This is a genomic window from Hylemonella gracilis ATCC 19624 (assembly GCF_000211835.1).
GTDB classification, from domain to species: domain Bacteria; phylum Pseudomonadota; class Gammaproteobacteria; order Burkholderiales; family Burkholderiaceae_C; genus Hylemonella; species Hylemonella gracilis.
This window is the reverse complement of record NZ_AEGR01000089.1, coordinates 1-21,663: the sequence shown is the minus strand read 5'-3', so window position 1 is coordinate 21,663 and position 21,663 is coordinate 1. Positions and strand designations below refer to the sequence as shown.

Here is a 21,663-nt window from a genome sequence, read left to right as displayed (position 1 = left end):
CCAGGCCACGCAGCAGAACGCCGCGCTCGTCGAAGAGATGGCCGCCGCCGCCAGCAGCCTCAAGAGCCAGGCGCGCGAACTCGTGCAGACCGTGGCGGTCTTCAAACTCGATGACAACGGCCATGCCATCACCTCTGGCCCCGCGATCGCGCGTTCCAACGCGACGACGCGGCCCGTCCAGAGCGCGATCCAGGTCGCACCGAAAACCCCCAGCAAGGTGACGCGTCTGCAACCGCTGCCAGCCCATGCCACCGTCGAATCGACCTCCTCGGCCAAGACCGGCACGGACGATTGGGCGAGCTTCTGATCCGGCGCCAACCCCTGCCAGATGCACCACAAGGAGCCGAGCATGCCAACACCATCGTCAACCCGCCGAGGCCTGGGCATCACCCACCGCCTGTACGCCCTGAGCCTCGTCGTGTCCGTCGCGCTGGCGGCCTTGGCGACCTACACCTACCTGCGCCTGCACGATGTCGGCGCGCTCGCCGAGAGAACGGAAAGAGTGCGCGTGCCCCAACTGGCCGCCATGGCGGATCTGGAGCTGGCCATCACGCGCGCGTCGCTGCAACTGCGGCACGCCATGCTGGCGCGCAATGCGCAGGAGCGCGACGCGGCGCTGGCGGACATCGGCGTCAAGCGTCAGTTCATCGCCCAAACGATGCAAAGCTATGAGCAAGCGCTTTACACCCCCAAGGGCAAGGCCCAATTCGCGCACATTCCGCCCCGGATGGACAAGTTCTGGCAGATTGCCGAGAAGAACGTGGCCTTGATTCAGGCCGGACAACGGGAACAGGCCTTCGGCTACTTGGTGGATGTGACCATTCCCGCGCGCAATCAATTGCTTGAATCCTTGGACGAGGGCGTCACGTACCAGGAGAACGCCCTCAAGGAAGACATCCTTTTCATCGTGACAGGCGTCGACGCCATCTCTGTGGCCTTGGTGGTGACCACCGGCACGATCGTCGTCGCTCTGCTGGTCTTCGCCGTCTGGTTGACGAAACAGCTGCAGCATCGGCTGAATCTGTCGCAAAGCATTGCCGAGCGCGTGCGCGACGGGGACCTGACTCGGCCGGTCGAAGACGATCACAAGGATGAGTTTTCCCCGCTGCTCTCGGCGCTGGGGGAGATGCAAGGCGCCTTGTTGCGCATCGTGTCTGGCGTGCGCCAGGGTTCGGACGTGGTGTCCGGGGCATGCGCCGAGATCGCCCGGGGCAACCATGACCTGAGCACCCGCACCGAGCGTCAGGCCAGCGCCTTGCAACAAACGGCGGCGAGCATGGAGGAGCTGGCCTCCACCGTCAAGCAAAACGCCGACAACGCACGCCAGGCCAACCAGTTGGCGCAGAACGCCAGCGCCGTGGCGGTCCAGGGCGGAGAGACCGTGGGCCAGGTGGTGAACACCATGAAGGGCATCAGCGAGAGCAGCCGCAAGATCGCCGACATCATTTCCGTCATCGATGGCATCGCCTTCCAGACCAACATCCTCGCGCTCAACGCCGCCGTGGAGGCCGCCCGTGCCGGCGAACAGGGCCGCGGTTTCGCGGTGGTCGCTGGTGAGGTGCGCAACCTGGCCAGCCGCAGCGCGGACGCCGCCAAGGAAATCAAAACCCTGATCAGCGACAGCGTGGCCCGGGTGGAGCAAGGCAACGTGCTGGCGGACCAAGCCGGTGACACCATGCACGAGGTGGTCAGCAGCATCAAGCGCGTCACCGACATCATGGGCGAGATCAGCGCCGCGAGCGTCGAGCAGAGCGCGGGCGTGTCCCAGGTGGGCGAAGCCGTGACCCAGATGGACCAGACCACGCAGCAGAACGCGGCGCTGGTCGAGGAGATGGCCGCGGCCGCCAGCGGCCTCAAGACTCAAGCCAGTGAGCTGGTGGAGTCCGTGTCGGTCTTCAAATTGAACGAGATCGAGAACACGACGGGGATGGGCGCGGCCGGCCCGCACGCCAGCGCTGCGGGCAGGTCACTGCGGCCCGTGACCCAGACCCCCCAGGCACCCCAGAAACGCACGAGCAAGGTGGCCAGCCTGATCGCGCGGGCGTCCGCCACGCGCCAGGAGACGGTGACGCTGGCCCGCACGGGCACCGAAGACTGGGGATTGTTCTGAAGACCGCCAGGGGCTGGGCGCAAGTCACTGTCCCTCGGCCACACTGAGCAACAGCCTACAGCCTCGGTTCTTCAGGCCTCTCGCCGCTCGCGCCAATAGTCCGGCACGAACAGGAACACACAACAAGTGACCGCCGCGTTGGCCACGCCGATGCAGAGGAACACCTCGGGGATGGTGGCACCGGCATCCAGCAAGGCTCCCGCGAGCAAGGCGCTGACCACCATGTAGAGGGCATTGAGGATGTTGTTGGCAGCGATCACGCGCGCGCGGTGCGTGGGCGGGCTGCGGCGTTGGATCAGCACGTACATGGGCACGCTGTAGAGACCGACGAACAGACTGAGCAACAGCAGGTCGGCCATCACGCGCCAGTGCGGCGGCTGAGCGACGAAAGCGGCCAGCGTCATCAGATCCACGGCTGGCAGGCCGCGCGAAGCGAAGTACAGATCGATCGCGAACACGCTCATGCCCACGGCGCCCAGCGGCGCCAGGAAACGGCGCACCGCGCCGGCACGCTGCTCCAGCACCTCGCACAGCAAGGCTCCGACCCCGATGCCGATGGAGAACAGCACCAGCAGCAGGGACGCCACCTGCTCGTTGCCGCGCAGCACGTCCTTGGCGTAGGCGGGGAACAGCGACAGGAACACCGCGCCGAAGAACCACATCCAGCTGATGCCCAGCAGGGAGTGAAACACCACGGGGTCGCGCCGCGCCAGTTGCAGGTTGCGCCAGGTTTCGCTGAACGGGTTCCAGTTGATGCGCAGGCCCGGGTCGGTGGCGGGCAGCTGGGGCACGCGGGCCGCGGCCTGTCGACCCAGCACCGCCACCACCAGGCAGGCCAAGGCCGCGGCCTGCGCGCCTGACACCGGGCTGGAGGCAGGCAGCGTCATCAGCAGACCGCCGACCATATTGCCCAGCAGGATGGCGACGAAGGTGCCCATCTGCACCATGCCATTGCCGCCCGTGAGTTCACGCGCGTGCAGCGCGACCGGCAGGTAGGCGTGCTTGACCGGGCCAAAGAGCGTGGAATGCAGGCCCATCAAGAAGATGCACAGCAGCAGCACCGGCACGTTGGCCGCCAGAAAGCCCCAGGCCGCGGCCAGCATGATGAGCACTTCCAGGTTCTTGACGAAGCGGATCATGGTGCTCTTCTCGTGCTTGTCGCAGAGCTGGCCGCTGGTGGCGGAGAAGAGCAGGAAAGGCAGGATGAAGAGCGCGCCAATGACCAGCCCCGCCTGCACGGGCGGCAACCAGCTCACCTGGAGCTGGTAGGTCACCAGCACCGTGAAGGCGAACTTGTACAGATTGTCATTGGCCGCGCCCGCGAACTGGGTCCAGAAAAACGGCGCAAATCGGCGCTCGCGCAGCAAGGCGAACTGGCCGCTCGCGGGGCTCTGCGCGGCGGCGGAGTTCAATGGCTGCTCCGACTGCTCCGACTGCACGGGCGCGCTCATGCCGCAGCCCCTTCGGACGCGAGGAAGACGGTGAGCACGCCGGTGTAGCCATGCAGTTGCCGGTGCGCGATTTCACCGCCCGCGAAAAAGCCAATCAGCGGCACGTCGCCCAGGGCGTGGCGCACCAGTTGCAGTTCGGCGCTGGGACCGCCGAAGTGCGGGCCGCCACGGCCAGAACAACTCACGTAGAGGGCCCCCGCGATCTCGCGCGCGGGCACGGCGGGACGCGCCGCCAAGGTGGGCGCGGCCTGCTCGGACGTCCCCTTCGATCCAGCGCTGGGCGTGGACAAGGGGGCGCTGTCGAGCAGCAGATCGTCTGGCTCCAGCTCGGCGCGGATTTCGGTGCAGATGCGGATCAGGTCCGCGCGCGCGGCCTGCACATTGCGCTGGCAGAAAGCAAGTTGCATGCCCTCGGTCACGTGCTCGGCCAAGGCCACGCCGCCGCGCTGTGGGTCCAGCCCCACGATGTGGCGCACCCGCACGTCCGGGCCGAACAGACCGCCGCGACCAATGACGCGGCCGGTCGAGTTGAGGCGTGCGTTCGCATGGTCGTCTGCCGCCTGGCGCTTGCGTCGCTCATCCTGCGCCTTGGGTTCGACCAGGCCGGCCATCGTGGCGCGCACCGCTTCCAAGGCCTGCTGCGGCTGGTCCAGCGTCACGCCGAGCTCCTTGAGCAGCACGTCCAGCGCGGGTTTTCCGTCGAGTTGGTACACCACATGGCGCTCGGCCTCGGTGATCACATGCTCACCCCCAGCGGGGCTCACCGGCGCGCAGCCCTGGGTGACCCGCGACAGCAGCGCGACGCCAGGGCCGAAGGCCACTCCGGAGAGGCCACCATGGAACACGCCGCTGCTGCGCCCCTGCCCACGCAGGTAACCGTCACCGCTTTGGGCGAACTGCACGCTCTTTCGGCGGCTGGCGGTCAAGCCGCCGAAGAGGTAAGCCGAACTGGTGCGCGCGGCCATCTCCTCGATCAACTCGCCCAAGTCGGGGGCATGCCCATCGGCATGGATCAAGGCTGTCTGCGCGGCAAAGCCTGGGGCGAGCGGTGTCACGCCCGAGAAAACGCGGTACTGATCGGCCGGTATGTCACACAGCATCACGGCCATCGCGGGCTCGTCGAAGTACTCGACACCCGTGGCCGCGACGCCCACCCCCACCGTGCCGGACCAATCCGTCACCTCGGGCAGTTCGTCCCCCAGGTGCGCGAGGATGGCTTCGGCCTCGTTCGCGTAATGGTCGGTGATGTAGAGCAAGGCCAAGGTGGGCGCGGAGCCCGCGCCTTCGGCGGCGCGGCTGGCCAACTGGGCGCGCAGCTGCGCCAGCACCAGCGCGGCGGCCATGCGCCACTGCGGATGGGTGGCGTGGGCAATGAGATAACGGTTCATGGAAAGCTCAGGAAAAATCGTGTCGGGCTCAGGCGTAAGGCTCAAGCGTCGGGATCGGGGCCAGACTCACGCTCAGGCATCAGGCTGGCCCGGCTTGGGTTTCGCACCGCGGCGGGGCTGCGCGCCAGCGGGCGCCGCGCGCGCGGCTGGGTCCGCCGCCCCAGAGCGCGCCGCCTCATCCGAAGCCCGAGGTGACTGGCCCTCGGCCGCGGGCGCAGTAGCCGGCTTGGGTGCCGAATCAGCATCAGCGTTCGCGGCAGCGGATGCGGCGCTGCGCGCGGCGACCTCCTGCATGGCCTGGGCGGCGATGGTCTGGAATTGTTGGGTGAGGGCGCCCCAGTACTGCATGGCATCGGCCATGAAGGGCGCCGCCCCAGGCTGCGCCTGCGCACCGGTTGCCCCAGACGTCGCTGAAGCCCCGGAGGCCGAGGTGCGGTCATCGGACGCCGGCGCCACGCCAGGCATCGGGCTGCCCATGCTGCGCAGGGCGGCCAGGGTCATCTTCTGCAATTCCAAGGCTTGCAAGGTGGCCTTGAGGGCGGCGGTGTTCTGCTCAAGCCAGAACAACACGGCCTTGAGTTCGCCGATGCGCTGGTCCAGCACCTTCGGGTCCAGCGTGGGGGCGATCCAACTGGCGTAGAGGGCCTGCGGGTCCCCGTGGGCCAGCTTTTGCAGAAAGTCAAAGCCCGGCACGTAGGCGCCGAAATCGGCGCCCAAGCCTTGGGGGTTGGACTTCGGGTTCATGGTGGCGCGGCAAGGTTCTGTGCACGCAGCTTACCGCGAACCGCTGGCACCGGGTCGGTGCCGCGGCAAAGAAACCCCAGACCCGCGACGCCTGTCGCGGGCCGGTCACAGGGCTCAGTGCTTGCCGCCGTGCTCTGAATGGCCACCGTCCTGATGACCGCCTTGCGCGCCTGCCGCAGCGGCCATGGCGCGCACCGGCACTTGCAGTTCCTGGCGGCTTTCCTTGCCTTGCGCGTTCTTGAACAGCAGGGTCACCGGGATGCTCTGGTCCGCACGCAAGGCGGACTTCAGATCCAGGAGCATGACGTGGTAGCCGCCCGGCTTGAGCTCGACGGTCTGACCGGCGGGCAGGTCCAGGCCGGGAATGGCGCGCATCTTCATGACATCGCCTTCCATCTTCATTTCATGCACTTCGACCACGCCAGCCACCGGCGAACTCACGCCAACCAGGCGGGTGCCTTCCTTGGCCGTGAGCTTCATGAAGGCGCCGCTGGCCTTCTGGCCCTGCACGGTGGCGCGCGCCCAGGCGTCCTTGACCTCGACGGTCTGGGCCTGCAGCGTGCCTGCGGCGGTGAAAGCGAGCAGCGCGATCAGGTGTTTGATGTTCATGGTGAAACTCCTCTGGAGGTGAATGCCGGTGGCCCGGCGGACAAGTGATCATAGGACGCGACGCGTCAGCCCGTGAGAGGTCGCAAAGCGAGACCTCGGGGCGGCGCGACCGCCGCCCGGGTTCAGAAATCGACGGTCACGCCGACGTTGACGGAACGCCCCATCGCGCGCACCGGCACGGGAGCGACCCCCGCCATCATGTCGGCGCTGGCATATTCCAGGCCGCCCAGCGGCAGGTCGTACTGCTTGTTCAGCAGGTTGTCGACGCCCGCATCCACGCGCACGGCCTTGGTCAGCTTGTAGCGGGTGCGGTAGTTGAGCAGGCCGTAGCCATCCGTCTCCTGCTCGGCGCGGACCTCGCTCACGCGGTCCTTGGCATCAACCAGCACGGCTTCCAGGGTCTGGGTCCAGGCGCCCAGGGCGTGGTCCAAGGCCAGACGGCTGTTGAGCGGCATGATGTTGTAGAGGTTGTCGCCGTCGGTGGTCTTGCCGCGCACGTAGCTGAGCGAGGCGCGCGTGGTCCAGTCACCGCCGGCGCGGCCGAGGTACTTCGACGCCGACAGGTCCAGGCCGTAGAGCACGGCGTCCTCGTTGATGAAGCGCAGCGACTGGCGCCCCGTCAGCATGCTCATGTTGTAGGGGTTGGCGTCCGTGTTGGCCTCGACGTTGATGTAGTCCTTCACGTAGGTGTAGAAGGGCGACAGCGCCAATTGCCAATCACGCCGGGCGGCGTCGTGCCAGTCGGCCCCGGCCTTGACGGTGTAGGCCACCTCGGGCTTGAGGTCCAGGTCGCCGACGTAGGAGTTCAGGTCGCCAAACCAGTTGTTCATCAGGCCGGCCATCATGGCCTCGTTCGACCAGGTGTAGCGCTCGTGCAGGTTGGGTGAGCGGGTCTTGCGGGACACGCCGACGTCGTAGGTGGCGGCCTCGCTCTGCACGTAACGCGCCGCCGCCGTCAGGTCCCAGTTCAGGTCCTTGCGCTTGTGGTTCTTGGCGTTGAACTCGTCGGCGTCTGTTTTGTAGGTGGAGTCCGCATAGCTATCGGCTCCTGAGTTGTAGCTGCCATCGGCGGCCGTGTGGTAACCCTGCACATCGCCCGTGTCCATGCGCACTTGCTCCAGGCGCAGGCCCACCAGGGTGGACAGTTTCTCGCTCAACTTGCTGTCCAGCTCGGCGAAGACGGCCAGGCGGTCACGTTTGCCGTCACGGATGTTCCAGAAGTCATGCGGCCCCATGAAGCTATCGTTGAGCGGCGGCCACCAGTCGTCCAGTGTGTAGCGGTGAAACTCGTGGCCCAGGCGCACGGTGTTGCCCTCGCTCCACGGCAGGGTGGCCACGATGGAATAGCCCAGGTCCACCGCGTCCGTGTCCATGGGCATCTCGCCGCCCTTCTCGCGCAAGATGTCCATCTTGTGCTCCACGTGCTGGCGGTAGGCGCGCGTTTCCAGCGCGCCCCAGTCGAACTGGCCCTTGTAGGCCGCATTGATGGACAGGCTGTTGTTGGCGGTCATGTCCATGGCCTGGTTCGGGAAACCCTGGACCGGAATGTCCTGCCAGCCCACGCTCAGGGTGTAGAGGTCTGTTCCCGAGCGCGCGGCGAAATCCAATTCGTTGTTGCGCACCTTGTAGCGGCTGGCGCCGACTTCCTTGCCCTTGCCATCCTCGTAGTTGTCGGACTCGGCCGTGTTGCCCGTGTAGCCCAGGCTGAAGTTCTCGGTGGCCACCGACGTTTGCAGACTCACGCCCTTGGCGTCGCCATTGCTGCGGGCGAAGGCCGAGAAACTGCCCGTGGTGAGCACGCCTTGGCCCGGCTCGGCGAAGACCGGCGGGCGGGACGTGGCGGCGATGGCGCCCCCGATGCTGTCGCCGCCCTGGCTGACCGGCACGATGCCGGCGTAGACATTGAGGGCGCCCAAGGCCGCCGGGTCCAGGTAGGACAGGGCTGGGTTCATGTGGTTGGGGCAGGCGGAGGTGATGCTCATGCCGTCCACCGTGATCTTGAGCCGGTCGTCGCCCAGGCCGTTGATGACAGGCAGGCTCGACACCCCCCCACCGAAGTAAAAACTCAGGCCCGGCGTGCCCTCGAGCAGCGAGGCCGTGTCATTGCGCCCGAAGCGCCGCGCGTCCAGGGCATCGCCCGTCAACGAGGATTCGAAGGGCGGCTTGATTTCCTGCGCGACGACCCGCACGGCGGGCAAGTCGCGGGCGGCTTCGCCCTGTGGGGTGGACTGGGCCAGCGCGGCCCCGCCGGAGACGAGCAGGACCGCCGACAGCACGGGGGTCAGCTTGCGCTTCTTGAACGACGACAGATTCTGGGACTTGGGGGATTTCATGGGCTTTTTCCTGGATCGAGCACCGGCGCGCGCAGACGCAGCGCACGCGGCGAGAGAAGAGGCTGCGCGCACGGGCGCGCGCGGCGGTCAACGCAGGCGAGAGCCGGCGCATCAAGGCCGGGCGCGCACTGCGGAATACAGGATCAGGAAAAAGCAGGCGGGCCGCGAGGCGGCAGGGGCGAAGCCGTGCGGCCCGCGATGTGCGCTGCCACGAGTGGGAGCAGCGCACGGGCCAGGGGCGCATCGTGCTGGAGGACGCTCACCGGCACCGAGGGCGGTGTGAGCACTTGAACGCACAAGGGGCAGTCCAGCGCGTGGGCATGGCTGGCAGCCGCGCCCTCTTCACCGTCCTGCGCCACCCACTTCATCACGCCATCGGCGGCGCACACCAGCTCCATCGTCTTGGGCTGCACGATGGGCGAGGCGATGGCCACGCCGAGCGCGAGCGCGAACCCGGCCAGCACGAGGCGGGCGAGGTAGCGGGCGCGGCGCAGGGTTTGCATGGGGCGCGATGATACCGGGCGGCAGGTCAGGCAGCCCTGGGCGCGACCTGTTGTTCGATGGCGCCGAAGACCGACAGACCGTCACGGCCCTTCATCTCGATGCGCAGGCGATCACCGAACTTCAGGTAGGCCGTGGCGGGCTGGCCGTCCAGCCGCGTTTCCATGGCCCGCTTTTCGGCGATGCAGCCATAGCCCTTGGGCCAGTCCCAACGTCCATCGGCCTCCACCGCGCGGTTGCTGAGTGCGCCGCTGGCGACGATGCTGCCCACGCGCACGCGCCGCGTGGCGCCCAGGCCCGCGATCAGTTGACCAAAGGACAGCTCCATGGCGTCACCTGCATCACACAAACCGACGGTGCGGCCGTTCCAGGTGGTCTGCAAGGTCAGGTGCGCGCGCCCGCCGGTCCAGGACTCGCCCAGTTCATCGGGCGTGACGGCCACGGGGCTGAACGCCACGGCGGGTTTGGCTTGCACGAAGCCCAGCCCCCGTGCCCGTTCCTCGGCCAGACGCTGGCGCAAGGTCCAGCCGTTGGTCAGTGTGAGGAGGCGCACACCGTCCAGCGCCTGCTCGGGTGGCGCGCCCGCGGGCACATCACCGGTGATCACGGCCAGCCCCGCCTCGAAGTCGATGCCGGGGTCCGTGTCGGAGATCGCCGTGGCGCCATCGTCGGCGAACAAGGCCTTGTCGCTGGCCCCCTGCAAATGGCCGTAGCCCTGGTACAGCAGCGGGGCCTCCAAGCCCGTCAGCTCCGGGTACAGCAAGTCCAGGTGGTTGGCGCCACCAAGGGCGCTTGCGTACTGGAAGGCGCGTGGCAACGGGGCCATGCATTGCGTCACGTCGAAAGGGAAAGCGTGCCTGGCCTTGCCCTGATTCAGGGTGGCGTAAAGGTCTTCCAACTGCGGGGCGAGAAAGTTCCAGTCGTCGAGCACCTGCTGCATGCGCTGCGCGATGCCGGTCGCATAATGGGCCTGACTGAGGTCACGCGAGACGACCAGCAACTGGCCATCGCGTGAGCCGTCTTTGTAGGTGGCGAGTTTCATCGGGATGCAATCGTTTCCATCGGCGACCGTGCCGCAATCCATGTGGCTCAGTCGCAAGCTGTGATTACACCATGAGCGATTTCGAGCTTTTGCACCGCCGTGCATGGCTGATGCGCGCGGGCTTGGCCCTGTTGCCCGGCCTGGCCTGGGGCCCCTCGGTCAGCGCGGCGAACACGCTGCCCCGCATCACGCCCGACGCCATTCCCGCCCCACGGCAATTGCGTTACGACGTTCGCGGCACGGTGGCCTTCTTGCCGTTGTTCGCCGACGGCGATCTGACATGGCGGCACGGGCCGGGCGGCTATGAAGCGCGGCTGCGGCTCGATGCGGGCTTCCTGGGCACGCGCGAGCGCATCAGCGCGGGGACGATCACCCCCACGGGCTTGCAACCCCTGCGCTACACCGATCGCGCGCAACATGAACGCGACACGGAATTCGATTGGCCGCATGCCGAGGCGCGCCTGGCCCGGGGCGGCACCGCGGCGCTGGACCCGGGCACGCAAGACCTGGTCAGTCTGTACATCCAACTCGCCTGCCTGTTTGCCATGGATGCCGCCCTGCCTTTCCTGCCGCCCAGCGGCACGCAAATGCCCCTGCCCGTGCTGGGCAATGGCAAAAGCGTGGAGCGCTGGCGCCTGGTAATCCAAGGCGAGGAGACGCTGGCGTTGCCGGGCGGACCATTGCGCACGCGCAAGCTGCTGCGCTTGCCGGAAGCCTCGGACAACCTGGGCGCGGAACTTTGGCTGGCGCCCGCGTTGAACTGGATGCCGGCGCGCATCCGCCTGCGCGAGGGCCGCAGCAGCGACGTGGACTTGCGCTGGAGCCAATCCATCACGGACCTGCCAAGCCCTTGATGCATCTTGAAACCCGCCATGGGAGCCCCACCTGCCTAATCCAGCATGAAACTTGCGGCTGTAACCGTGCCATTACCCGGCTTTCGCCAACTGCCTATAGACTGACACCATGCATACCTTGTACGACTCGGAGTCTTTCATCGTCACCCACCTGCTGGCCAGCCCCATCCACCAGGATGACAACGGGCGCGTCACGGTCAGCGACCCCGATGACGAATACATGGCCGACCGCCCCACGCTGATGCGACACGGTTTCGAAATCGTGGACAAACGCTCGGGCAAGGAACTCTTCCTCGACGGCGCCTGGGCTGAACTCTTCCAGCAGCGCCTGAGCGAGTGGCAGCGCAACCGTCCCACGCAGGACGAAGTCGAAAACACCCTCGCGCAGTACGCCGAACTGGCCACCCTGCCCCTGCACGTGCATTGAGCCTCGGGCTCTGGGCTGGCCGCGCGCCGGCCCAAGGGCATGCTCTGGGGGCTCTCCCCCGGCGGCCCGCGCCTCTGCGCCGGCTTTTGCGACAATGGCGGCCTCCTCTCTCCGCTTACTCCAACCGCCATTCGTCCCAGCCATGAGCGCCGCCTACATCCTCACCTTCTCCTGCCCGGACCGCCTGGGCCTTGTGCATGCCGTCTCGGGTTTCCTGCTGGAGCGTGGCGGCAACATTGAGGAGGCCGCGCAGTACAACGACCCGGACACCGGCCTGTTCTTCATGCGCGTGCGCTTCTCCTGCGGCCAGGTCAGCTACCCCGACCTGCAAGCTCAGCTGAAGGCCTTCGCCGAGCCCTTCCAGATGCAATGGCGGCTGAACCCCGCAGAGACGAAGGTGCGCACCCTCATCTTCGTCAGCAAGGAAGGCCATTGCCTGAACGACCTGCTGTTCCGCTGGAAGATCGGCCTGCTGCCCATCGACATCCGGGCCATCGTCTCCAACCACCGCGACTTCTACCAACTCGCGGCCAGCTACAACATCCCCTTCCACCACATCCCCGTCACGGCGGCGACCAAGGCGGAAGCCGAAGCCAAGCAGTTCGAGATCGTGCAAGCCGAGAACGCGGAACTGGTGGTGCTGGCGCGCTACATGCAGGTGCTCAGCGACGACCTCTGCCGCAAGCTCTCGGGCAAGGCCATCAACATCCACCACAGCTTCCTGCCCAGCTTCAAGGGCGCCAAGCCCTACTACCAGGCGCATGACCGCGGCGTGAAGCTGATCGGCGCCACCGCCCACTACGTGACGGCCGACCTGGACGAAGGCCCCATCATCGAGCAGGACGTGGCCCGCGTGGACCACAGCAAGACCGTGGAAGATTTCACCGCCATCGGCCGCGACACCGAAAGCCAGGTGCTCGCGCGCGCGGTGAAGTGGCACAGCGAACACCGCGTGATCTTGAACGGGCACAAGACGGTAATCTTCAAGTAAACCGTCCAATTGAAAATCAAAAGCCCCGACGTCTTGCGACTCGGGGCTTTTTTGTGGCGTGGTCAGCACGTCAGTTTTCAGCTCTACCCTGTGGCAGGGGTGTTCTGGCGAGACGCTCCGCCATGCGGGTCTGCCAGCCTGGCCCGGTGGCACGCCAGCGGGCAATGACCTCGGCGGGCAAACGCAGGCTCATCAGTTGACGCGGATCCTCTGAACGCGGCCGACCGCCACGCTTGACGACGGCACGGGCCAGCATCTCATCGGTGAGTCCGGGCAGTTCCTTGTACTCCGCTGGCTTGACCACGTGGGCATCCACGCGCGCCAGATCAGAGCCCGAAATACGGCGCGAGGCGGGTTTGCTCACGGTCATTGGCCTTTCGCATGCTGAAGATGTGGCGTACCGCGCCACGCGGGGTGTACCCGACCACCACCATCCGGCCTGCCAGCAGACCGAAGCAGAGGATGCGGCGCTCACCATAGTCCTTGCGCACTTCCTCCAGCTCGACCGTCAGGCCCTGAAAAACCTCGAGAGCATCCTCAAAGTCCAGCCCCCGGTCCGCGAGCGTCTTCTCACCGACGCCCCCTGGGCAATGCCGCGCTGACTCAGCTGCCCTCAATCAGAACCGCTCTACTTCGCTCCATTAAAACGGGTATTTTTGTGGATTCAAAGCAAGGTCTTGCTTTGCAAGAGCAGTGTCAATTACCTCGAACACTTGCAAAAACCGAGATGCCCAATCAAAACTCCCCAGCCCTACCGCTTGAGCCACTTTCTCTTGTAGTTTTGTTTGAATGCTAGATTTTTTATCATCTTTAACTGTGAATGGCTCGAGCACACCGGCAGCATCAATGGCATAAGTACTAAACCAAGTAGCGTTTTCAGCATGAATCTCCTTTATCCATTCGTCGGGAAAGAGACCCTCTAATGCGAAACGTGAGCGAACAGATACGAAATGCAAATTAGCTTCAAATGGGATTTCTTTTTGACCAAAAAACCCCTGCAAATCTCGGCGCTCTTTTTCGCCAGCATCATCGCCGTCGAAAACAGTTACGTTAGGACGCTCCGATTTAATAAATTGATAGGTCGCACGCAAAAAACCAGAAAGATGTTTGACGCCACCAAAATCCTCAATTTGTGCGAGTCGTAGCTTGGGAAACGGGTAAATGTCGACTGGAAGCAACCCAAGAATTGACGTGAACACTTCACGATCAGTCGGGCCTTCGACAAATACATTGAGCTCAGAAAGATTGTAGAAATCTCCAAAGCGAACTCCAAGCGCACCTCTAATAGCGTGAGTCGCTTCACTATATGTCTTGTATTCGACAACTTCGGAGCGACTCGTTTTTGTCAAATTAGTGCCACGAAGAAATCTAGGGTTTTGTGGAACAAACGCCATTGAATGCGTGGTCTTCACCACTGTCGAATCCTGGGACAGACTTTCCAGAATGGCGCTGCAACTCTTTGCAAGATGAGGATGCAAGTACGACTCTGGTTCTTCGAGAAGCCAAATTACTTCATGGCCGGAACTCTTTTCTTGCTGCGTGATCCACTTGAATGCTGCAAGTAGAGCGGTTGTTTGAACGCCCATTCCTTTTTCATGAATAGGCGTCTCATGTGGATCAGCAATATTGAAATCGAAGCCTGATAAAAGGTCCTCAATCGATTCATCTGGAACACAAAATCGAGCCGTGAATCCGTTCAACTCAGCCGATTTAAGCTCTGCATTTAACGCAGCCGCAGCCTCGTCTAAAACCGACTCGATCGCCGTCAATTGAGCCTCAATGACAGCAGAAACTTTGCGCCGCAAAAACGGGGTTAGCAATTCATCGTATATCTCATCTATGCTCTTTGCCGACGGCACATAGTGAAGCTTGAATCGACCAAGCAGCTTACTAAGCAGAGCAATATGTGTTCGTGAATATTGCACTCCCTCAGCCTTAGGAGGGCGCTTCACGTTTGGGAAGAAGCTGTAAACAGGAGTGTTTGTATCCGTGAAATACAGCGTCAGAGGTATCTGATTCCCGTTTCGCGTCGTTCCCTGAAGCTTGTGCAATTCGTCAAGGTCGCCATAGATATTGGAATCTATCGCTGGGTCGCCCTCGAATGTTGCAGTGATACTTGTTCGGTTGCGTCCAACCCCAAACGTAAGATCGTAGGCACGATCGTATTCATAGATGTTTGCTTGTCCAGTGAACAATAGCTGGATTGCACGAAGTAAGTTTGTCTTACCGGAGTTGTTTGGTCCGACCAACGTCATTGATCCAGGAATCGGCAGTCGTTGCTCTGTTTCGATAGACCGGAAATTCCGAACACGAATCTCTGCGAGCTTCATCATTTACTCCCTAGACAGCTCTCAATTGTTGCGCCCGATTCGACGTCAAATCTACGAGACGCGAGGCTCCAAAGATATCCCCCAAAGGGACATTGAGCAACGACTTTCAGCTCCAGTCTTGAATATTCACCTTTGGTGGCAACAAAACTGGATCCATTGCAAGTCACCGAATGCCCGCAAATAAAAAGCCCCGGCTCTCATTAGCCGGGGCTTTCTGATTTGGGATGAAAAAGATCAAGCCGCCTTGGCCACCTTCTCGGTGTAGCCCAACTTATCCAGCGCCGCAGCAAGCTGCGCCACGCTGCGGTCCGGGTTGTGCAGCTTGTCCAGGCCGAAGAGGCCGATGCGGAAGGTGCTGAAGTCCGCGGGCTCGTCGCACTGCAGGGGCACGCCGGCGGCGGTCTGCAGGCCCAGGGCGAGGAATTTCTTGCTGTTCTGGATGTCGGTGTCGGTGGTGTAGCTGACCACCACGCCCGCGGCCTTGAAGCCCTCGGCCGCGACGCTGACGAAACCCCGGCTTTCCAGCAGGGCACGCACCTTGGCGCCCAGGGCCAGCTGTTCCTGGCGCACCTTGTCGAAGCCGTAGTCGCGCGTTTCGCGCATCACTTGGTCCAGCCGCGCCAGGGCGTCGGTGGGCATGGTGGTGTGGTACATGTGGCCGCCGTTTTCGTAGGCCTCCATGATCTGCAGCCACTTCTTGAGGTCGGCCGCGAAGCTGGTGCTGGTGGTGCCGTCGATGGCTTTGCGGGCACGCTCACTGAGCATGACCATGGCGCAAGCCGGGGAACCGCTCCAGCCTTTTTGCGGCGCGCTGACCAGCACGTCCACGCCGGTGGCCTGCATGTCGACCCAGAGGCAGCCGGAGGCGATGCAGTCCAGCACGAAGAGGCCGCCCACCTCGTGCACGGCGTCCGTCACCTTCTTCAGGTAGTCGTCGGGCAGGATCATGCCGGCCGCGGTTTCGACGTGCGGGGCGAAGACCACGTCGGGCTTCTCGGCCTTGATGGTGGCCACCACCTCGTCCACCGGGCAGGGTGTCCACGGTGCCTGGGGGCCGGTGCCGATGCGGCGGGCCTTGAGCACGGTGGAACTGGCCGGGATATTGCCCATCTCGAAGATCTGGGTCCAGCGGTAGCTGAACCAGCCATTGCGAATCACCAGGGTCTTCTTGCCGGTGGCGAACTGACGCGCCACGGCTTCCATGCCGAAGGTGCCGCTGCCGGGCACCAGGGCGGCGGATGGGGCCTTGTACACGTCCTTGAGGATGGTGGAAATGTCCTTCATCACGCCCTGGAAGCGCTTGGACATGTGGTTCAGGGCGCGGTCGGTGTAGACCACCGAGAATTCGAGCAGGCCGTCGGGATCGACGTTGGGCAGCAAAGCGGGCATGGAAGTCTCCTAGGGATGCCTGACTTCCCTGAAACCGGTGTCAGGCTTTTGAGTCGGCCATTCTCTCACCAAGCCGGATGGCTCGCCCAGGCGCCCAATCCGGGTTGAATTGCAGGCCGGACGCCCCCGGTTTGCCGGGCCAGAGCAGCACCACGGTGCTGCCCAGCAGGAAGCGGCCCATTTCGGCGCCTTGGCCGAGCGTGACCGGTCGGCCCTGCCCAGCCCCCTCGCCCGCACCTTCATACAGCCACTCCATCACGGTCGGGCGGCGCGGCGGGTTGACCTGGCCGTGCCAGACGGTGGTCATGCTGCCCACGATGGTCGCGCCCACCAGCACCAGGGCCAGTGGCCCGCGGGCGGTATCGAAAATGCAGACCACGCGCTCGTTGCGCGCGAACAGGCCCGGCACGCCGCGCGCGGTGGTCGGGTTGACGGAGAACAAATCCCCCGGCACGTAGACCATGCGCCGCAGCGTGCCCGCGCAGGGCATGTGGATGCGGTGGTAGTCGCGCGGGCTCAGGTAGAGCGTGGCGAAATGCCCATGCTCGAACTGCGCGGCCAGCGCGGCGTCCCCGCCCAGCAGGGCCGTGGTGCTGTAGTGATGGCCCTTGGCCTGGAAGATCTGGTCGCGCTCGATGGCACCGAACTGGCTGATGGCGCCATCCACGGGACAGATCCAGTCGGCATCGGCCAGGGGGCGGACGCCTTCCTTCAATGCGCGCGTGAAGAAATCGTTGAAGGTGGCGTAAGCCGCCGGGTTGGGTTCGGCGGCCTCGCTCATGTTCACGTCGTAGCGGCGGATGAAGCGGCGGATGATGGCGGTGGTCACCCCCCCCATGGCCGAGCCGGCCACCCAGCCGGAAAACACATTGATGGCTTTTTTCGGGAACAGGTACTGCGGCAGCACCGCAAGACGATCGGACATGGACGAAGCTTTCTTCGGATGACGGGCGAGGATAAGCGGGCGATTATCTCGCCACGGCGACGCGATCTCACCTGCGCAGGCGTCCGTCCACGAGACAATGCGAGCCATGAGTTTCCCTGACCCGAGGCATCCCGACGTCGCCATCATCGGCGGCGGTCCCGCCGGCCTGATGGCTGCCGAAGTGCTGGCCGCCGCCGGCCACAGCGTCACCGTCTTCGACGCCAAACCCAGCGTGGGCCGCAAGTTCCTGCTCGCGGGCAAGGGCGGGCTGAACCTGACGCATTCGGAACCGTTCGCGCCCTTCGTGAGCCGCTACGGCTCGCGTGCCGAGCAAATCGAGCCGCTGCTGCGCGGCTTCGACGCCGACGCGCTGCGCGCCTGGGCTGCGGGCCTGGGCGTGGAGACTTTCGTCGGCACCTCGGGCCGCGTCTTCCCCAGCGACCTGAAAGCCGCGCCGCTGCTGCGCGCCTGGCTGCACCGGCTGCGGTTGGCAGGCGTCACGTTCGCGATGCGGCACCGCTGGCTGGGCTGGACCGATCAGGAAGAGGATCAAACGGGAGATGACAAGGCCGGCCGAGCGCTGCGCTTTGCCACGCCCGAGGGTGAGCGCCTCGTGCGCCCGCGCGCCACGCTGCTGGCACTGGGCGGCGCCTCGTGGCCACAGCTCGGGTCGGACGGCGCGTGGGTGGAGGTGCTGCAGGCGCGCGGCGTGCATGTCGCGCCGCTGCGCCCCGCCAATTGCGGCTTCGACGTGGCCGCGACGGCGGCACACCCGAACCCGGACCCGCAATCACCCGGCTGGAGCGAGCGCTTCGCGGCCGAGTTCGCAGGCCAGCCGGTCAAGCCCGTCGCGCTGGAGACCGAAGGCTTCGCGTCACGGGCCGGTGAGTTTGTCATCACGGCCCACGGCATCGAAGGCTCGCTGGTGTACGCGGCCAGCGCCGCGCTGCGCGACCAGATCGAACGCGACGGGTCTGCCACGCTGTACCTGGACTTGCTGCCGCAACTGACGCCCGAGCGCGTGCTCGCCGACGTGCAACACCCGCGCGGCAGCCGCTCGCTGTCGTCACACCTGAAAAGCCGGCTGAACCTCAGCTCGCTGAAACTGGGCCTGTTGCACGAGTTGCTGACACGCGAGCAGATGCAACATGCGCCCACGCTGGCCGCTGCGCTGAAACACTTGCCGCTGACCCTCGCGGCGCCGCGCCCCGTGGCCGAGGCCATCTCCACGGCAGGCGGCGTGCGCTTCGAGGCGCTGACGGAGCAACGGATGCTGACCGCGCTGCCCGGCGTGTTCTGCGCGGGCGAAATGCTGGACTGGGAAGCCCCCACGGGCGGCTACCTGCTGACGGCCTGCTTTGCGAGCGGACGTTCGGCGGCGCAGGGCATGGTGGACTGGCTCGCGATGCCTCGCCCTTGAATCTCGACGACATCTCGGCCGGATTTCGATCATCAGCCCAGCCTTGGCCTCGACCCAGGCGCGACGATTATTTATGATGACCCCGCCATGAATGCACCTACCGAGCCCAGCATCCGCAGCGTCGAGCGCCAGGCTCGTCAATCAGAGGTCGTCCGCGCCCTGCAATCGGTGTTGCCCGCCCATGCCCTGCTCTGGCAGGAGGAGGACACCACGCCCTATGAATGCGACGGCCTCACGGCTTACCGCCAGCGGCCCTTGGCGGTGGCGCTGCCCGAGACCGAAGAGCAAGTCGCGGGGGTGCTGCGCGCTTGCCATGCGCTGAACGTGCCCGTGGTGGCGCGCGGCGCGGGCACGGGCCTGTCGGGCGGGGCCATGCCGCACGCGATGGGCGTGACGCTGTCCCTGGCCAAGTTCAACCGCATCCTGAAGATTGACCCGGCCAGCCGCACGGCCGTCGTGCAGGCTGGCGTGCGCAACCTCGCCATCAGCGAGGCCGCAGCGCCGCACGGCCTGTACTACGCACCGGACCCGAGCAGCCAGATCGCCTGCACCATCGGCGGCAACGTGGCCGAGAACTCGGGCGGCGTGCACTGCCTTAAGTACGGCCTGACTGTGCACAACGTGCTCAAGGTCCGCGGCTACACGGTCGAGGGCGAGGCGGTGGAATTCGGCGGCGAGGCGCTGGACGCGCCGGGTTACGACCTGCTGGCCGTGCTGGTCGGCAGCGAAGGCATGCTGGCCGTGGTCGTGGAAGCCACGGTGCGCCTGACGCCCAAGCCCCAGCTTGCGCGCTGCATCATGGCCAGCTTCGGCGATGTGAAGCGCGCGGGCGACGCCGTGGCCGCGGTGATCGCGGCCGGCATCATCCCGGCCGGCCTGGAAATGATGGACCAGCCCATGACGGCCGCGGTCGAGGACTTCGTCCACGCCGGTTATGACCTGTCCGCCGCCGCCATCCTGCTGTGCGAAAGCGACGGCACACCCGAGGAAGTGGAAGAAGAGATCGGCCGCATGAGCGAGGTGCTGCGCTCGGCCGGAGCCACGGCCATCGCCGTGAGCCGCGACGAGGCCGAGCGCCTGCGTTACTGGAGTGGGCGCAAGAACGCCTTCCCCGCCAGCGGCCGATTGGCACCGGACTACATGTGCATGGACTCGACCATCCCGCGCAAGCGCTTGGCCGACATCCTGCAAGCCATCCAGGAGATGGAGGGCAAGTACGGGCTGCGCTGCCTCAACGTCTTCCATGCCGGTGACGGCAATCTGCACCCACTGATCCTCTTCGATGCCAACGACCCGGACCAGCTGCACCGCTGCGAACTGTTCGGCGCCGACATCCTGGAAACCAGCGTCGCCATGGGCGGCACGGTCACCGGTGAACACGGGGTGGGCGTGGAAAAGCTCAACAGCATGTGCGTGCAATTCACCGCCGAGGAACATGCGCAGATGCTGGGCGTCAAGCAGGCTTTCGATCCGGCGGGCCTGCTCAACCCCGACAAGGTGATTCCGACACTGAACCGCTGCGCCGAGTACGGCAAGATGCTGGTGCGCGGAGGCAAGATCGCACACCCCGACCTGCCCCGCTTCTGACCCTCTGATCTTTCTGTTTCGACGTCCCCAAACTTTCGCGACCTTCTTTCTGGAGAGAACCCATGTCCCTGAACCTTAAGCGCCGCGCCCTGGGCCTGGCCGCGGTCGCCCTGCTCGCGAGCGGCGCTGTGCTGGCTGACACCTCCACCGTCAAGATCTTCGTGGGCTTTCCGCCCGGTGGGGGCACGGACGCCATTGCGCGTATCCTGGCGGAGAAGCTCGAAAAGCCGCTCAAGGCCAGCGTCATCGTCGAGAACAAGGCGGGCGCGGGCGGCCAGCTCGCGGCCCAGGCACTCAAGGCCGCGCCGGCCGACGGTTCGGTGCTCTTCCTCTCGCACGATCACAGCATTTCCATCCTGCCGCTGACCCTCAGGAACCCGGGCTTTGATCCCGACCAGGACTTCGTGCCCGTGGCCGGTTTCGCCACCTTCGCCAACGGACTGGCCGTGTCGGGCGGCACCCCGGCCAAGACCTATGCCGAATACCTGGCCTGGGTGAAGCAGGACGTGAAGGCGCGCGGCACGGTGGGAACGCCAGCCCCGGCTTCCACGCCGGAGTTCCTCGTCCAGGTGATCGGCCAGCAGAACAAACTGGATCTTCAGTCCGCGCCCTACCGCGGCAGCGCGCCCATGATGGCCGACATGCTGGGCAATCAGATCGCGGCGGGCACGGGCTCGGTGCCGGATTTCATTGAAAACCACAAGGCAGGCAAGCTGCGCGTGGTGGCTGTGATCGGCACCAAGCGCCAAGCCACCCTGCCCGATGTGCCGACCTTCGCTGAACTGGGCATCCAGGGTTTTGAGGACCTGCCCTACTACGGCTTGTTCGCGCCCAAGGGCACGCCGCCCGCGGTGATTGATCGCTACGCCAGCGCACTGGCGGGCGTGCTGGCCTTGCCCGAGGTGCGCGAGCGGCTGACCGCAATGGGCCTGACGGTGGACTACATGAGCCCGCAGCAACTCGGCGAGCGCGAACGCACCTACCGCGCCAGCTGGGCGCGCATCATCAAGGCCAGCGGTTTCCAGTCGAAGTGATTCAGCCCATCGCGACCGAGTCGACCGAGGAACCGCCATGCCCGACATCGCGCTGAGCAACAACGCCGCCCAGCACCGCTACGAAATCGCCTCGGGCGGAACGCTGGCCGGGTTTGCCGAGTACAACCTCGTAGGACAAGATGCCGTGCTCTTCTCTCACACCGAGATCCTTGCCGCCTTCGAAGGGCAAGGTCTTGGTAGCCAGCTGGCGAGATATGCGCTGGACGACGTGAAGGCGCAGAACAAGATGGCGATCCCGGTCTGCAAATTCATCGCCGGCTACATCCGTCGCCACCCCGAGTACCTGGCGATCGTGCGGCCGGACGCCAGGGCCGCCTTCCTGAGCTAGCCGCAAACCCGATTCAGCGCTCCGGCAGTCGGGGCACGGAAGGGGCATCTGTCGCCCCATCCGACAGTTTGAATACTTGCATGGAACGCACGAGGGCCTGGGCCTGGGCCCTCAGGTTGCTGGCCGCCGCCGCCATTTCCTCCACCAGGGCGGCGTTCTGCTGGGTGGTCTGATCCATG

The 21,663-nt window shown here is 65.2% G+C and carries 19 protein-coding genes and 2 pseudogenes; 9 read left to right on the top strand and 12 right to left on the bottom strand.

The genetic code is table 11. From position 1 onward, the window contains the following. A pseudogene (locus tag HGR_RS17995) lies at positions 1-307 on the top strand (methyl-accepting chemotaxis protein); the annotation flags it as partial. A 42-nt stretch (positions 308-349) separates the two neighbouring features. After that, positions 350-2,110: a methyl-accepting chemotaxis protein gene (locus HGR_RS13830; RefSeq protein ID WP_006298921.1), complete on the top strand. Its 1,761-nt coding sequence runs from the start codon at positions 350-352 to the stop codon at positions 2,108-2,110. Positions 2,111-2,205: 95 nt separating this feature from the next. Here HGR_RS13830 and HGR_RS13825 read toward each other — a convergent pair. The 7 genes and pseudogenes from HGR_RS13825 to HGR_RS13795 form a co-directional block, all read right to left on the bottom strand. Beyond that, positions 2,206-3,561 (bottom strand): annotated as a pseudogene (locus HGR_RS13825) (MFS transporter); the annotation flags it as partial. Then, complete coding sequence (locus HGR_RS13820) at positions 3,558-4,949, bottom strand: FIST signal transduction protein (protein WP_006298919.1); 1,392 nt, start codon at positions 4,947-4,949, stop codon at positions 3,558-3,560. The gene HGR_RS13820 and the pseudogene HGR_RS13825, both read right to left, overlap by 4 nt. Before the next feature lie 72 nt (positions 4,950-5,021). Next, positions 5,022-5,693 (bottom strand): PhaM family polyhydroxyalkanoate granule multifunctional regulatory protein, encoded by a 672-nt coding sequence (locus HGR_RS13815; protein WP_006298918.1) that lies wholly within the window; start codon positions 5,691-5,693, stop codon positions 5,022-5,024. Positions 5,694-5,807: 114 nt separating this feature from the next. After that, a complete protein-coding gene (locus HGR_RS13810) occupies positions 5,808-6,302 on the bottom strand; it encodes a copper chaperone PCu(A)C (RefSeq protein ID WP_006298917.1) in 495 nt (164 codons plus the stop codon). Between the two features lie 122 nt (positions 6,303-6,424). Continuing rightward, entirely contained in the window at positions 6,425-8,635 is a 2,211-nt protein-coding gene (locus tag HGR_RS13805; RefSeq protein WP_006298916.1) for a TonB-dependent receptor plug domain-containing protein, read from the bottom strand. A 143-nt stretch (positions 8,636-8,778) separates the two neighbouring features. Further along, positions 8,779-9,138 (bottom strand): DUF2946 family protein, encoded by a 360-nt coding sequence (locus tag HGR_RS13800; protein WP_006298915.1) that lies wholly within the window; start codon positions 9,136-9,138, stop codon positions 8,779-8,781. 26 nt (positions 9,139-9,164) lie between these two features. Next, on the bottom strand, positions 9,165-10,178 hold the full coding sequence (locus tag HGR_RS13795; protein ID WP_006298914.1) for a fumarylacetoacetate hydrolase family protein: 1,014 nt from the start codon (positions 10,176-10,178) through the stop codon (positions 9,165-9,167). A 71-nt stretch (positions 10,179-10,249) separates the two neighbouring features. On the opposite strand from HGR_RS13795, the gene HGR_RS13790 reads away from it, so the two are divergent. The 3 genes from HGR_RS13790 to purU all read left to right on the top strand — a co-directional run bounded on the left by HGR_RS13790 (position 10,250) and on the right by purU (position 12,450). After that, entirely contained in the window at positions 10,250-11,032 is a 783-nt protein-coding gene (locus tag HGR_RS13790; RefSeq protein WP_006298913.1) for a DUF3108 domain-containing protein, read from the top strand. Between the two features lie 109 nt (positions 11,033-11,141). Beyond that, on the top strand, positions 11,142-11,459 hold the full coding sequence (locus tag HGR_RS13785; RefSeq protein ID WP_006298912.1) for a BTH_I0359 family protein: 318 nt from the start codon (positions 11,142-11,144) through the stop codon (positions 11,457-11,459). 142 nt (positions 11,460-11,601) lie between these two features. Continuing rightward, positions 11,602-12,450, top strand: a complete 849-nt coding sequence (purU, locus tag HGR_RS13780) for a formyltetrahydrofolate deformylase (protein ID WP_006298911.1) — start codon at positions 11,602-11,604, stop codon at positions 12,448-12,450. A gap of 70 nt (positions 12,451-12,520) precedes the next feature. On the opposite strand, the gene HGR_RS13775 is transcribed toward purU, so the two are convergent. The 5 genes from HGR_RS13775 to asd form a co-directional block, all read right to left on the bottom strand. Then, entirely contained in the window at positions 12,521-12,820 is a 300-nt protein-coding gene (locus tag HGR_RS13775; RefSeq protein ID WP_006298910.1) for a BrnA antitoxin family protein, read from the bottom strand. After that, positions 12,777-13,067, bottom strand: a complete 291-nt coding sequence (locus HGR_RS17095) for a BrnT family toxin (RefSeq protein ID WP_081463551.1) — start codon at positions 13,065-13,067, stop codon at positions 12,777-12,779. Before HGR_RS17095 ends, HGR_RS13775 begins: the two co-directional genes overlap by 44 nt. Positions 13,068-13,091: 24 nt before the next feature. After that, positions 13,092-14,780 carry an ATP-dependent nuclease gene (locus tag HGR_RS17090; RefSeq protein WP_006298907.1) on the bottom strand — a complete coding sequence of 563 codons (1,689 nt, stop codon included), beginning with the start codon at positions 14,778-14,780 and terminating at the stop codon, positions 13,092-13,094. Positions 14,781-15,014: 234 nt separating this feature from the next. Next, positions 15,015-16,169 (bottom strand): aminotransferase class V-fold PLP-dependent enzyme, encoded by a 1,155-nt coding sequence (locus tag HGR_RS13760; protein WP_006298906.1) that lies wholly within the window; start codon positions 16,167-16,169, stop codon positions 15,015-15,017. Positions 16,170-16,209: 40 nt separating this feature from the next. Continuing rightward, on the bottom strand, positions 16,210-17,094 hold the full coding sequence (gene asd / locus HGR_RS13755; RefSeq protein ID WP_006298905.1) for an archaetidylserine decarboxylase: 885 nt from the start codon (positions 17,092-17,094) through the stop codon (positions 16,210-16,212). A gap of 106 nt (positions 17,095-17,200) precedes the next feature. On the opposite strand from asd, the gene HGR_RS13750 reads away from it, so the two are divergent. From HGR_RS13750 to HGR_RS13735, 4 genes are all read left to right on the top strand, one after another. Beyond that, complete coding sequence (locus tag HGR_RS13750) at positions 17,201-18,514, top strand: BaiN/RdsA family NAD(P)/FAD-dependent oxidoreductase (protein ID WP_006298904.1); 1,314 nt, start codon at positions 17,201-17,203, stop codon at positions 18,512-18,514. A gap of 87 nt (positions 18,515-18,601) precedes the next feature. Further along, positions 18,602-20,101, top strand: coding sequence for an FAD-linked oxidase C-terminal domain-containing protein (locus HGR_RS13745; RefSeq protein ID WP_006298903.1), 1,500 nt, complete (start codon positions 18,602-18,604; stop codon positions 20,099-20,101). A gap of 62 nt (positions 20,102-20,163) precedes the next feature. After that, entirely contained in the window at positions 20,164-21,135 is a 972-nt protein-coding gene (locus HGR_RS13740; protein WP_006298902.1) for a Bug family tripartite tricarboxylate transporter substrate binding protein, read from the top strand. Positions 21,136-21,172: 37 nt separating this feature from the next. Continuing rightward, positions 21,173-21,484 (top strand): GNAT family N-acetyltransferase, encoded by a 312-nt coding sequence (locus HGR_RS13735; protein WP_006298901.1) that lies wholly within the window; start codon positions 21,173-21,175, stop codon positions 21,482-21,484. Positions 21,485-21,663 lie beyond the last annotated feature (179 nt).

Excerpts from the sequence above, each read along its gene's own strand:
- HGR_RS13830 (WP_006298921.1), top strand. The coding sequence starts at position 350 with ATGCCAACACCATCGTCAACCCGCCGAGGCCTGGGCATCACCCACCGC.
- HGR_RS13820 (WP_006298919.1), bottom strand. The coding sequence starts at position 4,949 with ATGAACCGTTATCTCATTGCCCACGCCACCCATCCGCAGTGGCGCATG.
- HGR_RS13815 (WP_006298918.1), bottom strand. The coding sequence starts at position 5,693 with ATGAACCCGAAGTCCAACCCCCAAGGCTTGGGCGCCGATTTCGGCGCC.
- HGR_RS13810 (WP_006298917.1), bottom strand. The coding sequence starts at position 6,302 with ATGAACATCAAACACCTGATCGCGCTGCTCGCTTTCACCGCCGCAGGC.
- HGR_RS13805 (WP_006298916.1), bottom strand. The coding sequence starts at position 8,635 with ATGAAATCCCCCAAGTCCCAGAATCTGTCGTCGTTCAAGAAGCGCAAG.
- HGR_RS13800 (WP_006298915.1), bottom strand. The coding sequence starts at position 9,138 with ATGCAAACCCTGCGCCGCGCCCGCTACCTCGCCCGCCTCGTGCTGGCC.
- HGR_RS13795 (WP_006298914.1), bottom strand. The coding sequence starts at position 10,178 with ATGAAACTCGCCACCTACAAAGACGGCTCACGCGATGGCCAGTTGCTG.
- HGR_RS13790 (WP_006298913.1), top strand. The coding sequence starts at position 10,250 with ATGAGCGATTTCGAGCTTTTGCACCGCCGTGCATGGCTGATGCGCGCG.
- HGR_RS13785 (WP_006298912.1), top strand. The coding sequence starts at position 11,142 with ATGCATACCTTGTACGACTCGGAGTCTTTCATCGTCACCCACCTGCTG.
- purU (WP_006298911.1), top strand. The coding sequence starts at position 11,602 with ATGAGCGCCGCCTACATCCTCACCTTCTCCTGCCCGGACCGCCTGGGC.
- HGR_RS13775 (WP_006298910.1), bottom strand. The coding sequence starts at position 12,820 with ATGACCGTGAGCAAACCCGCCTCGCGCCGTATTTCGGGCTCTGATCTG.
- HGR_RS17090 (WP_006298907.1), bottom strand. The coding sequence starts at position 14,780 with ATGAAGCTCGCAGAGATTCGTGTTCGGAATTTCCGGTCTATCGAAACA.
- HGR_RS13760 (WP_006298906.1), bottom strand. The coding sequence starts at position 16,169 with ATGCCCGCTTTGCTGCCCAACGTCGATCCCGACGGCCTGCTCGAATTC.
- asd (WP_006298905.1), bottom strand. The coding sequence starts at position 17,094 with ATGTCCGATCGTCTTGCGGTGCTGCCGCAGTACCTGTTCCCGAAAAAA.
- HGR_RS13750 (WP_006298904.1), top strand. The coding sequence starts at position 17,201 with ATGAGTTTCCCTGACCCGAGGCATCCCGACGTCGCCATCATCGGCGGC.
- HGR_RS13745 (WP_006298903.1), top strand. The coding sequence starts at position 18,602 with ATGAATGCACCTACCGAGCCCAGCATCCGCAGCGTCGAGCGCCAGGCT.
- HGR_RS13740 (WP_006298902.1), top strand. The coding sequence starts at position 20,164 with ATGTCCCTGAACCTTAAGCGCCGCGCCCTGGGCCTGGCCGCGGTCGCC.
- HGR_RS13735 (WP_006298901.1), top strand. The coding sequence starts at position 21,173 with ATGCCCGACATCGCGCTGAGCAACAACGCCGCCCAGCACCGCTACGAA.